Here is a 15,927-nt window from a genome sequence, read left to right as displayed (position 1 = left end):
TTCGCAGAAAGGTATTGTTGCGTGGACCACAAAACGCATTCGATGTCATACCGTGGACAAGCCATGGGATTGACAGAGGTAAAACCGATCCACGTAACAATGCTTCGCAGGAATGAACATTGCTTGCCATTATAACATACAGCATACAAATCTTGATTAGCGTGGCGGCAAGGAAGACTCTTTTTTAATAGGTATTGATTTATTTAAATTTTCCGACTGAATAATGCTATCTCTTGCATTCATTAATGCTCCTATAATTTTTATATTATCTTTAATATTAACTCGATCTCTTCCTACTACCATTTTAGTTTTTTCAATACCCGGCTCATCGTTACTTATAGGTTTTAATTCGGACTGTTCTGATACTACCCTTACATCTTCTGTTTTAACATTAGGGTTTTCAATTGCTTTTGCTCGTTTTTGTGCTTGTTCTTGTAATAACTTATCTATAGTTTGTAAACGTACCTCTTTAGATAAAGTTTTATCATCAGTTAAATTAGCTTTAATGAAACTTTGCTGTTCTTCAGTAGAAGATTTAGTACCAAATTCCTTTACCAGCTCATCTACTTTTTTTGTTGCTTCAGCTTTTTTTTCTTCAAGAGTTTTAAGATTACTATCTGGAGAGAGCATAGCACGAAAATTATTAACTTTTTCAATTGTAAGATTAGAGATATCATTTAATATACTGGAAGTTTTTTTCATAACTTCTTCTTCTGAGACTTCACGTTTTTCAGGATGCGCATCTAAAACAGGGGTAATAACATTTTTTAATGCCTCAGCTACATCTTGAGCTTTATTATATATATCATCGCGAGGCTTAGGTTTTTCTAAATTCTGTTCTTTTAACCCTTTAGTGAAATTTTGAGTTTCTCTATCTAAAGCTACCTCACTCGCTGCATCTTTAAGAGCTTGTTTATCTTCCGGTCTAGCAGTACTCTTATCAACCCCTCTAGAAACAGCTTTCGTCATTTCAGGATTTGCTTTGTCTTCATAAATACCATCTACTAACCCTTTAGTCATTAACTTTTTATCTTCCAAAGCTGTTATACTTTCGGCTACCCCTGTTTCTACGGATTCTATAGCAGAAATTTTTTCTGTAGGTGACATAGTTTTATGACTAGCTATAGCTTCTCCCATACCTTTAACAATGTCTACTTTATCTTGACCGTTCAAAGGACTCTCAGCAACTACCTTAGTAATACTTTCAAGCGTTTCACCTTTTATTTCTGCTTTAATCGGACTATCTAAAACCTTTGTAGTAACATTTTGTATTGCTTCAGTTTTAGCGATAGTATTAAATGCAGGGTTAGCTAAAATACCTTGCACCTCTGTTATTTTGGCATTTTTAGTTTGTTCCGCTGTAATCTTATCTAAATTCTGTTGCATCAATTGTTGTTGTTCCGGACTGAGGACTTGGGTTTCTACACCTTTCTTTAATACAGAACCTAATAATTGTTGTTTTTCCGCATTGCTTAATTCAGAGGCATTAACCTTATCACCTACTGCTATAAGCATTGTCCCTTTATCTTTAGTAGAAAGGTTACTTTTTATTACAGTATCCGTAATACCGTCAATTGCCACAGCTCTACTTGTATCATCTTTAAGATTTAAACCGACATCTACTGCCTTTTCTAACATTTGCTGTTTTTGCTTCGGTGCAAGATTCTCTGAATTTAATGCGATAGCTACTGTAGCTTCAAGCATTTTTGATTTTTCTAGGTCTGGGGTATTCTGATTATTTTTTATGTTTTCTAATACCGCGTTTACTCCAGCTACTTTTGTATCCGGTGTGAGGGCGTTGTTATTGACCGTATTTTCAGTTAAAACAATGATATTAGCCTGCTTTTCTTTCTCATTATTAAGAATTGCCGTAGCTGCTGCGTTAATTAAATCAATTTGTGTATTACCATCTTTTTCTTTTGTTAAACCTGCATTTACATAATTTAATAAATCTTGCATGCTGCCTGATAAAGCTGTAGCTGCATTAAGAAGGTTTGGATTCACTTGTTGCGACTGTGGCATTTGTGCAGTCTCAGTTTGCAGTGGTTGGCTGGCAGGAGTAATTGGAGGTACTTGTGTAGTGGTAGGTGTTTCAATAGATGATTTTAATTCTTGATTCGGAGTTATTATTGGTTGAAGTGTTTCCTGAGATCGACCTTGTACCTTTGTTAAATCTTTAGCTATAGTTTGTGATAAGTCAACGCTCTGCCCTTGGTGTAGTTCTACCTCTTTCATCATTTCTTTATATTTACCGCGTGTTACCGCAAGTGTATAAATTTCTCCGCCATGCTCAATATAAGCTACCGCATCCGGTCCATCTCCGGCAAATTTTAAAGGTTTCGGTGAGCTTATTTCTTTAAGTTGAGGTTTACCATTTGGCCCTTCTTCGTAGTGAGCAGTGAAATATACTGCTTTATCTTTAGATGGTTTTGTGCCATCAGATTTTAATGCTACCATCGACAAATGCATTGACCCATCGGCTTTATCAAGTTTTATAGGAAAATCTATTTTTCTATATGAATTGATTTGAACCTGAGTACCGTCTTGTTTAGCTACAGTAAAAGGCTTAGTTTTAACAGTTGTTTCATTTAAGGTACAGAGTTCATCGCCTGCATCATTTTTAACGACCGTGGCTCTAAGATCGCTTGCACTTATTTGGTTTTCCCACTGTACCGGCTTAAATCCACCCTGATATCCATTAGCGGCACTATATGTTAAGAAAACATTTTTATAACCTGCTATTTCTATTGCTTCTAATTTCTTTTTAAGTTCAGGCTTTTCTAAAGCCTTATCAATCAATTCTCTATTAGCCGGGTTACCGAAAAAAGCACTTAACGTTTTATTTTTTCTTTTTCCTCTTCTATTTCTTTTCTTTTTTGTTCAGCTAAATCACGGTCTACAAGGGCTGCCAGGTCTTTTAATATTTGTTCTGCTATCTCATCTTTTTGTGGTTGTATAATTGTTTCTCTTACAGCCTTGGTTATTGGGTCTGATGTCTGACCGTCATGGGAAATAGTGTCCGATAAAGTACTAATGGAAGGGGTAGATTGAGTAGAAGATGCAGGGGTAAAGCTAAAACCATCATCAGCTGTATCTAGTGTAGGTTGAGCAGGAGCAGCTTTCTCTTGTTTTTTTTCATCTATATCGGACTCATATTCTTCATCATTTTCATATCCAGTATTATCTTTACTCATAAAACCTCTAATTTAACCAAAAATTAATTAGCACAAACTGTAAGTAATTATGTTATTGCCCGCGTGAATACCGAGCCATCATTGCAAGCGACTAAAAGGAGCGTGGCAATCTCAGGAATTTTGCCTGAGATTGCTGCATCAATTATTTCGTAATTTCTTCGCAATGACATTAAAACAAATAACACTGCGTTTTTCACAGTTTGTGTTATACTGTCAAGGATAGTATATATAGATTTTAGTAATATCAAGAAAAAACTGATATTATTATTGAAAAAATTTAATGGAATTTTTATATGCTTTATTGAGTTCTTTAGTTGCCCAAAGCCAAGTTAAACAAGTAATTATAAATATAATCATTAAACAGATGGAAATAGATTGGTAACTAGTGGAAGGTAATATTATAAATACCAATGATTGTAAAAATGCACTACCGGATTTACCTAGTTTTGTACCTATCACGTCGGCAGCAGCTTTACCTTTTATTTTTATTTCCGGATCTAAAGGAACATAAGCCATTTCTTTTGTTGAATCAAATAAGGTATATTTACTTGATTTACTCAGTACATTTTGAATAGCACCTATTGTTATAGCAATTAAAGCAGGATCAGTTAGAATAAAATTTGCTATTATTAAGCCGGCAAATCCTTCAAAGTTATTAACAGCAAAAAATAATATACCGGTAATAAAAACTATTAAAGGTGTGATAACAGCCGCCGTAAACCAGCCAAGTCTCCTAACTATATTTGAACCAAGTACGACAAATAAAATAGTAAATACTCCAGTGTAGCTCAAATAACTTCCTATAAAAGCTGCATATTCGGTTGGAGTTTTATAAATTTTAGTAGCTGCTGCTTTCCAAGGACCTTCTACTAAATTAATGGCAATGCCATAGCAGATAAGTAAAGTTGCAATTAATCTAATATGTCTTGACGATAGAATCATCTGAAAACTTTCGGCAATAGTCATAGATTTTTTCTTTGCTTTAAATTTGAGTAACGCCATATGCTCTTTGTCTAGTACTTTATGATTAAGCAACCAAAAAGTTTTAATAGCTATTATGCCTAAAATTAATACTATAGTTAGTATAATTTGTATAGAAAGTGTATGAAAAGACGATTGCAATGCAAATTTATTAGTTACGTAATCATTAATATTACTTAGATTTTCTAAAAACTGCCCTGCTAAATAAATACCTGTTTGACTGAGTAAACCGAATAACGGATAAAATCTTTTAGATTCTTCTACGGTAGTAATATTATTAACAAACTGCCAAAAAAGTAATGCAAAAACTACGTTCGGCCATAATTCGGCGATTATATAAAATAGCGAAAAACTCCATTTTGATAAAAGCAATATAAACCATTTTAAATTAGGTAAGCTTACCGTTAAATTTTGAACGGTTACAGGGCTTAAATGCAGTATTTCATGATTTGGAAAAATAACGTAGGCAAATAAAGCAAAGAATGTTAAAAAAATTGATATAATAAGATAAAATATATTTTCTGCTTTTATCCTATTAACAAGCTTTACATATATAGCAGTCATTAAGAAAGCTGACGGCATCACTCCCCAAAACTTCAAAAATGAGATAGTCTCGGCACCTATCATAGTAGTAACAATACTATCTTTTAAGGCTCTGATTAGATTTTGGATAAATAAAATACAGAACATTAATGAGGTGATGAATAAAAATTTAGAAACTTCGTGGCGTTTTATAGGCCAGATATAATCGGTAAGTTTGGAAAAACGGCTATTGATTTTAGAGGAAGAATTTTCTATACTACTGGGGTTAATCGTCATTATTTGGTCTAACCTATATCTTGCTATTGGTTAGAGTTATATATTAAAGATTTTCTAAACTTAAGTCAAGGATATACTCGTTTAATTTGAGGTATTAACTAAAAAGAGTTGATATCGTCATTGCTTAGTTAAATTACTACGTAATTCTTCTCACAATGATGAAAAAGTTTCAAGTTATTAACCATTTATTTTATAAAAGTATATTAATGAGTAATTATTGGTTAAATTTTTATAAACCAGTAGGTATAAGTTCTGCTAAACTGGTTAGCATGGTAAAAAAAAACTCGGTAAAAAAGTTAAGGTAGGACATGCCGGTACTTTAGATGTTGAAGCGGAAGGGATACTACCTCTTGCCGTAGGTGAAGCTACAAAGCTGATACAGCTGCTAATTGATGCTAGAAAAACCTATATTTTTACTGTAAAATTTGGATTGCAAACCGATAGTGGCGATTATGCCGGCACTGTAATAGCAACGAAAGATTATATCCCTTCTCAAGAAGAGGCTTATACCGTATGTTCTAAGTTTATCGGTAAAGTAACACAAATACCGCCGGCTTTTTCAGCTCTTAAAGTTAACGGTGTAAGAGCTTATAAATTGGCTAGAGAGGGGAAAGAAGTAGAATTAAAGCCACGAAATATAACTATTTATAATTTAAAATGTTTAAATTTTGATAAGAAAAATGCTATCGCTATATACTATACGGAATGCTCAAAAGGTACTTATATAAGGATTTTAGCAAAAGATTTGGCATTGTCCTTGCAAAGTTTAGGATTTGTGATAGAATTACGCCGTACTCAGGTTGGAATATTTAAAGAAGAAAATGCTATCCGAATTAAATCGCCTGACGAAATTACCAAAAATTTCCTAGAGGAAAACAGCATAAAGATAGAAGCAATACTGGACGACATCCTGGTTCTTGATGCAACTGACAGCCAAGCACAGCAAATTAAATATGGACAGAAATGCCTATTTGATTATGAAGACGACATTAGTCTTTTATGGGTTCGCTATAAGGGTACTCTGCTTGCAATAGGTAGCTTAAACAAGAGTTGCTTTAATTCTTTACGGGTATTTAATTTATTATAACAATTTTAAGGAGAAATTATCGATGTCGATTACTACAGAACGTAAACAACAATTAATTAAAGAATATGCTATAACGGAAAATGATACCGGTTCAAGTGCGGTGCAATGTGCTATCTTAACTGAAAGAATCAATAATTTAACCGAGCATTTTAAATCTAACCATAAAGATCATACTTCCAGACGTGGATTATTAATTTTAGTTGGACGCCGCCGTAGATTACTTAACTATATTAAAAAGAATAATGTTAGCGAATATTTAGATTTAATAAGTAAGCTAGGCATTAGGAAGGTGAAGTAGTGTACCTATGTCATTCCCGCGGAAGCGGGAATCCAAGATAAAGCAAGATAAATCAAGCTTTTAAAAAGCTTTAAAGTAATAGATTCCGGCCTTCGTGGGAATGACATAATAAAAGATTCAGAGTAAAAAATAAAATATAAATTATGCAATGAGATAAATAGATGTTTAACGAAATAACTAAGAGTATTACATGGAATGGGAAAGTTCTTGAGCTTAGTACAGGTAAAATAGCACGTCAGGCTGACGGCGCAGTTATGGTGAAAATGGGTAATTCCGTTTTATTATGTACGGCTGTAGTAGCTAACAAAGCAAAAGAGGGTATAGGTTTTTTTCCTTTAACAATTAATTATAGAGAAATGGCATATGCTGCCGGTAAGATACCAGGGGGATTTTTTAAACGTGAGGGAAAAGCATCAGATAGAGAAGTTTTAGTATCTCGTTTAATAGATAGACCGATTAGACCGTTATTTCATCCGGCTTTTGTTAATGAAACTCATGTAACTTGTACTGTTCTTTCATATGATCCTGAAACTCCAGTAGATATACTTGCAATTATCGGTGCATCGGCTGCACTTAGTCTATCCCCTGCTCCTTATCTAGAAATAGTTGCTGCAAGTAAAGTAGGTTTAATCAACGGTGCATTTGTTTTAAACCCGACACTTGAGTTATTAAAAACAAGTCAGCTGGATTTAGTAATTGCAGGAACAGCAGACTCGGTAATGATGGTTGAATCAGAAGCTCATTTACTCTCTGAAGAACAAATGTTAGAAGCCGTAAAATTTGGGTTTGAAAGCTTCCAGCCGGTAATAAAGATAATTAAAGAACTAGCAGAAGAAGCTAAAAAACCAAAGTTTGAAATGCAAGATTTATATCCTGCCTCATTAAAGAAAGAAATTGAGAAGTTATTTGTAAAAGAAATTGAACAAGCTTTTGCGATTAAATCTAAACAGGAACGTAGTACTAATTTAGATTTAATACCTGAAAAAGTTCTTACACATTTTGTAAGCGATATAGAAAATAAACAATATAGTAATCATCAAATCGAATCGGCTTTAAAATCTATTGAATCAGATATATTACGTAACGAGATTTTAGAAAAAAATAGACGTATCGATGGAAGAAGTACTACGGATATAAGACAAATTGCTTGTGAAATAGGTTTGCTACCTTCCGTACACGGTTCAGCTTTATTTACTAGAGGGGAAACGCAAAGCTTAGTTAGCACTACATTCGGTACTAGTTTAGATGAGCAGCTAGTTGACAGTTTAGATGGTGAGTATAAAGAGCGTTTTATGCTTAATTATATCTTCCCGCCCTACTCTGTAAATGAAGCAATGCCGATGAAAGCACCTAGTCGTCGTGAAGTCGGACACGGTAAACTCGCATGGCGTGCTATTAATCCAATATTACCTAATAAAGTACAATTTCCTTATTCTATTAGAGTCGTTGCTGAAACTACGGAGTCTAACGGTTCTTCTTCAATGGCAACTGTTTGCGGTAGTTCTCTTGCTTTAATGTATGCAGGCGTACCGATAAAAGCACCGGTTGCGGGTATTGCTATGGGACTTATTAAAGAAGGCAAAAAATTTGCCGTATTATCGGATATTCTCGGCGATGAAGATTATTTCGGTGATATGGACTTTAAGGTTGCAGGAACTAGCGAAGGGATTACTGCATTACAAATGGATATCAAAATATCCGGAGTAGATTTTAAAATAATGAAAGTAGCTTTAGAGCAGGCACGACTCGGTCGTTTGCATATACTGGAGCAAATGAATAAAGTTATCAGTAAACCAAATAGCAAACTAAGTAAAAATGCTCCTTCTACTACTACTATAAAGATAGATAAGGATAAAATTAGAGATATTATAGGACCGGGCGGTAAAGTAATAAAGGAAATTTGTGAGACTAGCGATGCTAAAATAGATATAAGCGATGACGGTACGGTTTCTGTTTATGCTTCGGATAGAGATAAGCTAAAAGTCGCTTTAGATAAAATTAAAGCTATTGCCGTTGAGCCTGAAATCGGTGAAATATTTAACGGTACGGTAATGAAAGTCTTAGATTCCGGTGCTTTTATTAATTATTTAGGTACTAAAGATGGCTTTGTTCATATTAGTGAAATTTCAGAAGAAAGAATAGAAACGGTTAGCAGTGTTTTAAAACAAGGCGATATAGTAAAAGTTAAGCTAATAGGCTTTGACAATAAAGGCAAAGCAAAACTAACTATTAAAAATGCCGATAAGGATAAATCTTCAAATAATCCAAAGCCAAAAGATAATGTTAATAATTCTAAGGAAAATTCAGAACCTGAGCGGCGTGATTCTAGTAAAAAACGAGCTTGGTATGAAGATAATCATGCTGAAACTGCTGAAGCCATTACAGAACGTAAGTATTTTAATTAAATGTCATTGTCGTGTGGATCAATTGATGTCATGCCCGCGTAGGCGGAAATCCAGTAAAAACCTATAAAAAACTTGTTTTTTAGATTTATTTCATCAAATTTATAACTTCTATATCGATACTTGAAGTTATTTTTCTGGATTTCCGCCTACGCGGGCATGACATCGGTCTTCATACAAAAATAACATAAAATGAGCCATACAACAAAGCCTTTAATTGCTCGCAATGACGATTTTCACAAATGAGCACATAATGAACCACACAAATAATTACCAAATCATTGCAAAGAGGGTTATTTTTAGTGAAGCAAGTGCTTTAGAAAAATTATCTGAAAATATCCCTGAAGACTTCAACAGAATTATAGAATTTTTATTATCTTTCAAAGGACGGATAATCCTAACCGGCATAGGCAAAAGCGGTTATATTGCAAGAAAAATAGCTGCTAGCTTTTCTTCAACTGGTATGCCTGCTTTTTATTTACATCCGGCAGAAGCAAGTCACGGTGATTTAGGTATGGTGACAAGAAATGATCTAGTAATTATGCTATCTAATTCCGGTGAAACTAAAGAACTATTTAATATAATTGAATATTGCAAGAACTCTTCCATAAAAATTGCTGCAATGACAATGAATAAAAATTCTACTTTAGCTAAAAGAAGTGATTTTTTATTAATATTACCTGAGTACCAGGAAGCTTCTTTAATTGGAGCTCCTACTATATCATCTTTAATAATGTTATCACTAGGTGATGCTTTAATGACTGTTATACATGAAAAACGAGGCTTTACTAAAGATGATTTTAAAATTTATCATCCGGGAGGTACCATCGGTGCTAATTTAACAAAAATTAAAAACCTAATGCGTAGCGGTGATGAAATACCTTTAGTATATGAAGATACTTCCTTTGCCAAAACTATAATTATTATGAATAAAAAACGTTTAGGTTGTACACTTGTCACGGATAAAAACCAAAATTTGATAGGGATTATAACCGATGGGGATTTACGTCGTCATATTAACGATCAAATCCACCTAAAAACAGCATCAAGTATTATGACCAAAAATCCTATTTATATCTCATCGGAAATATTTGCAAAAGAGGCTTTAAATTTAATGAAAGCCAAAAATATCACTAATATACCAATTGTTGATGATAATATTATTATAGGCATTATTCATATTCATGATTTACTACGTATGGGAGTTAACTAAAATCTATGCCCTCTTCTTATAAACGGCGAAAAACAATTTGGAAATCTGTATATCTTTTAATAATAGTTGGAATTTTGTATATAGGGTATATATTAATTAAAAGCGGTTATATTAATGAAGAAAATAATATTAACGTTACAAAAAACAGTTTAAAAGATACTAAAAATTTTGATTTTCAATATAATATTATATTAAAAGATTCAATTTTTGAAGGAGTAAATAAAAATTTAAATGCGTATAAGATTAAAACTGAGCGAGCTATAAAAGAGTCGGGTAACAAATATAAACTAGATATAATAAATGTTATTTATAACGTAAATCAAGACCAAACTCTTATTATCAATGCGCAAGAAGGCTTTTTAGATGAAGGATCAAACATATTAGATTTAAAAAATGATGTAAAACTTTTTTTTGATGAGATTATATTTAACACTAACAATGCAAGGATTGATTTAGTAAATAAGAATATAACCGGCAACTCCTCTGCTAAATTATTTTACAAAAACTCTGCAATTACTTCGGATAGTTTTAATACAAGGGATGAAAATAATATTATAATTTTTAAAGGCAATGTCTCTACAATCATCGATTTATCGGATTATTAAACTTGTAGTATTTCTTACTGTTAGTATATCTATATATGCTAGTGATAAAGATATTTCAAATTTACATATTACATCTGATACTTTAATTATTGATAGAACTAAACAAAAGGCAGAATATCTTGGAAATGTCGTCGTTTACTTCGATAATGCGATACTTAGAACGAAAGAATTATATATTTTTTATAAAACAATAGATGAAAAGCAAACTATTGACCATATAGTTGTTCCGACCAAATTGACTGTAGAAAGAAGAATAAATAATGAATTATTACTTGCAGATAGTGTTAAATATTTTTTTGATGACAAACAACTTATTCTACTTGGTAATGTAATATTACAACGCGACGATAATGTTTTAAAAACTAATAAACTAATCTATTATGTAGATATTGTTAAGAAATAGAGTTCTTTAGTACGTTATTGTGTAGCATTTGCCAGCATGGATACCTATGTTATTCCTGCGTAAGCAGGAGTCCATCTTAATACAAGTGAATAATGGATTCCCGCTTTCGTGGGAATGACATACAACAACAAAACACAAATAAAAAAGATGGATAGCTTACAAGTTAAAAATATATCAAAATCCTATAAAAAAAGGAATATATTAACTGATATATCTCTGAATATAAAACAAGGAGAGATAGTTGGTTTATTTGGTCCTAACGGAGCCGGTAAAACAACTTGTTTTAACATTATTATCGGTTTAATGAAACCGGACTCAGGGCAATTACTTTTAAATGATATAAATATTACCAACTTGCCTATTTATTTACGAGCAAGGCTTGGAATTGGCTACCTTCTTCAAGAACCTTCGATATTTCGAGGATTATCGGTTGAGGATAATATTAAAGCGGTAGTTGAGATATCTGAAAATGATAAAGAAGTAATTGAACAAAAAACCCATAATTTACTAGAGAAATTTTCGATAGTTCATTTAAAAGATTTATCCGCTGCTAGCTTATCAGGCGGCGAAAGGCGTAGGCTTGAGATTGCACGTTCACTTGCAATAGGGCCTAAATTTATTATGCTTGATGAGCCGCTTGCCGGTATTGATCCGCTTGCTATTTCCGATATCAAAAATCTAATTACTTATTTACGTGAATTTAATATAGGTATATTAATTACCGACCATAATGTACGTGATACTCTAGATATAGTTGACCGTGCTTATGTTATTTTTGAGGGCAAAGTATTGCTAGAAGGAAAACCTAAGGAAATAGCAAACAGCAAAAAGGTTAAGGAAGTGTATTTAGGTGAAAGCTTTAGTTTTTATACTATGCAAACGCGTCATTGCGAGTAGTCGTAGATGTTGTTGCATGGGTCGTTTTATGTCATTCCCACGAAAGCGTGGATCCAGTAAAACATATAAAAACTTGTTTTTATATGTTTATAATTATTAATTATTAAGATTATTTTCTAGATTCCAGCTTTCGCGGGAATGACATAAAGGGTTTTTTATGCAAATTAACAAAGAAATTTTTAGAGCTTATGATATAAGAGGCAATAGCCTTAAGGATTTAACAGAAGAAGTAGCTTATAAAATCGGCTTTTGTTTCGCCGAGATGACTATCACAAAAGATAATAGCAAAATCTGTATTGGTTTAGACGGTCGGCTCAGCTCCCCTACCCTTTGTAAAGCTTTAGAATTAGGACTAACTGATGCAGGGGCTGCAATCATAAATATTGGCGTAGTTCCAACGCCTGTACTATATTTTGTCGATAAACAATTTATGCCTGCCGGTAGTATTATGGTTACGGGATCGCATAACCCTCGTGACGATAACGGCTTTAAAATGCTGCAACACGGTAAATCTTTTTTCGGTGATCAGATACAGGATTTATTAGCAAAGGTTTTGAATAGTCATGTCATGCCCACCACCCCTTATGTCATTCCTACGAAAGCAGGAATCCAGATTAATACAAGTGGAGATATGGATTTCTGCTTTCGCGGGCATGACATATATTATGGGCATAATATAGAACATAAATACCTAAGACGTATTTTAGAGGGAATAAATATTAATCCAAAGTTAAAAGTGCTTTGGGACTGCGGCAATGGAGCAACGGGCAATATTACTGAAGAGTTAAAAAAGCATTTAACTAATCACAACATAATCATAAATAGTAGGATTGACGGTAATTTTCCAAGCCATCACCCTGACCCTACCAACCCTGCTAATTTACAAGAGCTAATAAAAGTGGTTAAAGAACAAAATTGTGACCTTGGTATAGCTTTTGACGGTGACGGTGATAGAATCGGTATTGTAAGCGGGGGCGGTAAGATATTATTCGGTGATCAAATTTTATGTATATTTGCTGAGGATATTTTAAAGGAAAATCCGAGTGTTACCATAATAGTCGATGTAAAAGCCAGTCAGTTAATAGTTGATAGAATTAGGTCATTTGGCGGAAATCCTATAATATGGCGAACAGGTCATCCTTTTATTAAAAGCAAAATGCTTGAAACAAAGGCTTTACTCGCCGGTGAAATGAGCGGGCATATATTCTTTGCCGATAAATATTTTGGCTTTGATGATGCAATTTATGCAGCACTTAGATTTTTAGATTTACTTAGCAAATCAAGTAAGACTCTGGATGAAATAATAGAGGATTTACCGAAAAGCTATAGTACACCAGAAATTAAAATATTTGTTCCGTCTAGGTTAAAATTACAAATTATTAAAGAGATTAAAGAAAAATTATTAGAAGAGAAAATAGAGTTTAATGATATAGACGGTGTACGGGTAAATACCGAGCATGGTTGGTGGTTACTGCGTAGTTCTAACACCGAGTCTATTATAGTTGCAAGAGCTGAATCAGCTAGTAAAAATAGCTTAGAGAAAATAATAGCTATAATTAATAAATATCTTGAAAAATACGGGCTATTAATTAATAATTAAAGAATTATTGCTTTCTAAAATATTATTTTATATATTTTTCTCATATTAATAAATTAATATAAGGAGAAATAATATGTCAAAACTCATATACAATAGACCTAATCGATAACTCTGTTGATACTAAATTAGTTACAATACCGACGCCAAGTGCAAATACATTAAATATTAATATTATTCACCAGAAGGTACCATTAGTAATAAACCGTAATGACCTTGAGCATACTAATGATGATTCTCTTGTTTTTAAACTTAAAGATGATGTAGCAGCATCTAACGGTTTAAAGAGTCTGCGAGTTGACTACAGGGATGCAGGCTTATTTAGTGTGCCAACTATTAGTTATGATAAAAACTTTAGTAGCGTAACATTTAGTGAACCGGTGGATGAGGCTAAGGCCTTAGGAAATACTAACCCTGATGAAACTGAAACCGTTTAATTGTACGATGTCATTATTGCGAGGTGTTGCCAATGTGGATACCACCCCGTCATTACGAGCAGCCGTAGGCTGCGTGACAATCCAGAAAAAAAATTCTGTAAATCAGCATTTTTTACTGGATTGCTTCGTCAATTACTCTGTAATTTCCTCGCAATGACGGAAAACCGAACCATGCAACAATCCAACAATTATAGACTAAACTATATATCAGTGACAACTAAAGACATAATCATTTTATGCGGGCCGACTGCTAGCGGCAAGTCTTATTTAGGGCATAAACTGGCTAAAGCATATAAAGGCGAAATCATAAATATCGACTCAATGCAGGTTTATAAGAAAATTCCTATTATTACCGCCTCCCCTCCGAAAAGCTATACAGCTGAAGTTACTTACCATTTATATAATTTTCTATCTATTACGGAAGATTTTTCGGTAGTAAAATATCTCAAACTTGCTGCAGAAAAAATAAAAGAAGTAACTGCTCGAGGCAAATTACCTATATTAATAGGTGGAACGGGTTTATATATCAATTCTTTAGTTTTCGGCTATAATAATATTCCTGATATATCAGAAGATTTACGAGAACAAGTAAGAAACTTACATACTGAAATAGGTAATATAGAATTATGGAATAAATTAGAGGAGCTTGATACGCTTATTGCTTCTAAAATAAACCAAAATGATACTCAGCGTTTAATTAGAGCTTATGAAGTATTATTGCAAACCGGTAAATCTATTTTTTCCTTTCACACTTTACCAAAAGAACAAATTTTATCTGATTTTAATTTCAAAATTATCTTCTTAAATCCTGAGCGAAAATTTTTATATAAAACTTGTGATGAGCGTTTAGATAAGATATTTAAAGAAGGGGCAATTGACGAAATAGCTTTAATAAAAAAGCAATTTGCTCCTAAAGATTATGTGAATTTAAAAGCTGTAGGAATACAAGAAATTTTAGCTTATTTAGATGGCAATCTCACTTTAGATGAGGCTTTAAATGCAGCTCAAATACGAACCCGTCAGTATGCTAAAAGACAAGTTACTTGGTTTAAAAATCAGATACAAGATAAAACCACATTGGAATATTCTAACAAAGAAGAGTTTGCACAAATATTAAATGTCATTCCTGTGGAGGCGGGAATCCACTCAAATAAAGTTCCTTAAATCTTTATTTGAAAAAAATGATCTAATAAAAAATCTTTAATTTTAAAGATTTTTTAGCATGGATCCCTGCTTTCGCATGGATGACATTGAGGATTTTTGAAAAAACGTATGGTACTATAAAAGTTGGTAGACGATACCAATTTGGGGATGCAGCGAGTATAGTTTATCTATGCATTTCGTCTTTCTTTTTATTATTAGAAATAGGAGTAATGGCAAGTGTATTTGTTTTAGATCCTACAATATTAATCTTACTATTTAAATTTGAGACGATGTAATACATCAGCCTAAACTTTATTTTCTAATTCTACAGGTACTTCTCAGATTTAAAATAACCAACTCCCGCTTTAACGACATTTGGTATTTGTTGTATAATATTCAGCGTTTGACCTTTTTGCCAAACTAAACTACCTATACTAGTAGCGACATTAATATATTTTTTATTTTCAATATTTTCTAAGATGTGAACCAACTTATCCGGTGGATTGCATAGGTGTTAGTATATTATATAATTCTTTCTTATCGAGCTTATTTATATCGGGTACATCTTTTAAAGTTTTATCTAAAATACCTGTTAATATTTCCTTATTATCGTTTAAATATTTTTTGATTTCGGGATTATCCTTAGTGAACATTACCAATTCTTTAGCTATTCCCGTATAATCACCTTTAATAAATCCATCAAAAACCTTTTTTAATGACTCAGGATTATCAAGTAATATAGGCATTACATGCGTAAGTTTTGTAACATCTGTTGTTTCTAGTCCATAATTTACAAACTGTTGTTTTATAGTTTTGCTATTTTTTTCATCTTGTTCTAAAACCCCTTTAAC

9 protein-coding genes and 3 pseudogenes are annotated in these 15,927 nt (G+C 32.8%); 9 read left to right on the top strand and 3 right to left on the bottom strand.

What is annotated here, in order from left to right; genetic code table 11:
* Positions 1 to 156: 156 nt before the first annotated feature.
* Together A452_RS08205 and tlc4 are read right to left on the bottom strand one after the other, a co-directional pair.
* A pseudogene (locus A452_RS08205) lies at positions 157 to 3,194 on the bottom strand (Sca4 family spreading effector).
* A 264-nt stretch (positions 3,195 to 3,458) separates the two neighbouring features.
* A complete protein-coding gene (tlc4, locus tag A452_RS0103120) occupies positions 3,459 to 4,994 on the bottom strand; it encodes an NTP/NDP exchange transporter Tlc4 (RefSeq protein ID WP_014412733.1) in 1,536 nt (511 codons plus the stop codon).
* A 206-nt stretch (positions 4,995 to 5,200) separates the two neighbouring features.
* On the opposite strand from tlc4, the pseudogene truB reads away from it, so the two are divergent.
* From truB to miaA, 9 genes and pseudogenes are all read left to right on the top strand, one after another.
* A pseudogene (gene truB / locus A452_RS08200) lies at positions 5,201 to 6,081 on the top strand (tRNA pseudouridine(55) synthase TruB).
* Between the two features lie 22 nt (positions 6,082 to 6,103).
* Positions 6,104 to 6,379 (top strand): 30S ribosomal protein S15, encoded by a 276-nt coding sequence (gene rpsO / locus A452_RS0103110; protein WP_014412735.1) that lies wholly within the window; start codon positions 6,104 to 6,106, stop codon positions 6,377 to 6,379.
* Positions 6,380 to 6,540: 161 nt separating this feature from the next.
* Positions 6,541 to 8,784: a polyribonucleotide nucleotidyltransferase gene (gene pnp, locus A452_RS0103105; RefSeq protein ID WP_014412736.1), complete on the top strand. Its 2,244-nt coding sequence runs from the start codon at positions 6,541 to 6,543 to the stop codon at positions 8,782 to 8,784.
* A gap of 250 nt (positions 8,785 to 9,034) precedes the next feature.
* Entirely contained in the window at positions 9,035 to 9,994 is a 960-nt protein-coding gene (locus tag A452_RS0103100) for a KpsF/GutQ family sugar-phosphate isomerase (protein WP_014412737.1), read from the top strand.
* 5 nt (positions 9,995 to 9,999) lie between these two features.
* Positions 10,000 to 10,599 carry an LPS export ABC transporter periplasmic protein LptC gene (lptC, locus tag A452_RS0103095; RefSeq protein WP_014412738.1) on the top strand — a complete coding sequence of 200 codons (600 nt, stop codon included), beginning with the start codon at positions 10,000 to 10,002 and terminating at the stop codon, positions 10,597 to 10,599.
* Entirely contained in the window at positions 10,565 to 11,002 is a 438-nt protein-coding gene (locus A452_RS0103090) for an LptA/OstA family protein (RefSeq protein ID WP_014412739.1), read from the top strand. Before lptC ends, A452_RS0103090 begins: the two co-directional genes overlap by 35 nt.
* Positions 11,003 to 11,149: 147 nt before the next feature.
* Positions 11,150 to 11,899 carry an LPS export ABC transporter ATP-binding protein gene (gene lptB / locus A452_RS0103085; protein WP_014412740.1) on the top strand — a complete coding sequence of 250 codons (750 nt, stop codon included), beginning with the start codon at positions 11,150 to 11,152 and terminating at the stop codon, positions 11,897 to 11,899.
* 157 nt (positions 11,900 to 12,056) lie between these two features.
* On the top strand, positions 12,057 to 13,499 hold the full coding sequence (locus A452_RS0103080) for a phosphomannomutase/phosphoglucomutase (RefSeq protein ID WP_014412741.1): 1,443 nt from the start codon (positions 12,057 to 12,059) through the stop codon (positions 13,497 to 13,499).
* 644 nt (positions 13,500 to 14,143) lie between these two features.
* Positions 14,144 to 15,097, top strand: coding sequence for a tRNA (adenosine(37)-N6)-dimethylallyltransferase MiaA (miaA, locus tag A452_RS0103070; protein ID WP_014412743.1), 954 nt, complete (start codon positions 14,144 to 14,146; stop codon positions 15,095 to 15,097).
* Positions 15,098 to 15,425: 328 nt separating this feature from the next.
* Here miaA and A452_RS11915 read toward each other — a convergent pair.
* Positions 15,426 to 15,927, bottom strand: a pseudogene (locus A452_RS11915) (uL10 family ribosomal protein); the annotation flags it as partial.

Origin of the sequence: Rickettsia australis str. Phillips, assembly GCF_000273745.1 — a bacterium.
Lineage (GTDB): Bacteria > Pseudomonadota > Alphaproteobacteria > Rickettsiales > Rickettsiaceae > Rickettsia > Rickettsia australis.
The sequence above is the reverse complement of the archived record's forward strand: the minus strand, read 5'-3'. Positions and strand labels throughout refer to the sequence as shown.

Bases quoted from the DNA above. Each gene is read 5' to 3' on its own strand.
- tlc4 (WP_014412733.1), bottom strand. From the start codon at position 4,994: ATGACGATTAACCCCAGTAGTATAGAAAATTCTTCCTCTAAAATCAAT.
- rpsO (WP_014412735.1), top strand. From the start codon at position 6,104: ATGTCGATTACTACAGAACGTAAACAACAATTAATTAAAGAATATGCT.
- pnp (WP_014412736.1), top strand. From the start codon at position 6,541: ATGTTTAACGAAATAACTAAGAGTATTACATGGAATGGGAAAGTTCTT.
- A452_RS0103100 (WP_014412737.1), top strand. From the start codon at position 9,035: ATGAACCACACAAATAATTACCAAATCATTGCAAAGAGGGTTATTTTT.
- lptC (WP_014412738.1), top strand. From the start codon at position 10,000: ATGCCCTCTTCTTATAAACGGCGAAAAACAATTTGGAAATCTGTATAT.
- A452_RS0103090 (WP_014412739.1), top strand. From the start codon at position 10,565: ATGTCTCTACAATCATCGATTTATCGGATTATTAAACTTGTAGTATTT.
- lptB (WP_014412740.1), top strand. From the start codon at position 11,150: ATGGATAGCTTACAAGTTAAAAATATATCAAAATCCTATAAAAAAAGG.
- A452_RS0103080 (WP_014412741.1), top strand. From the start codon at position 12,057: ATGCAAATTAACAAAGAAATTTTTAGAGCTTATGATATAAGAGGCAAT.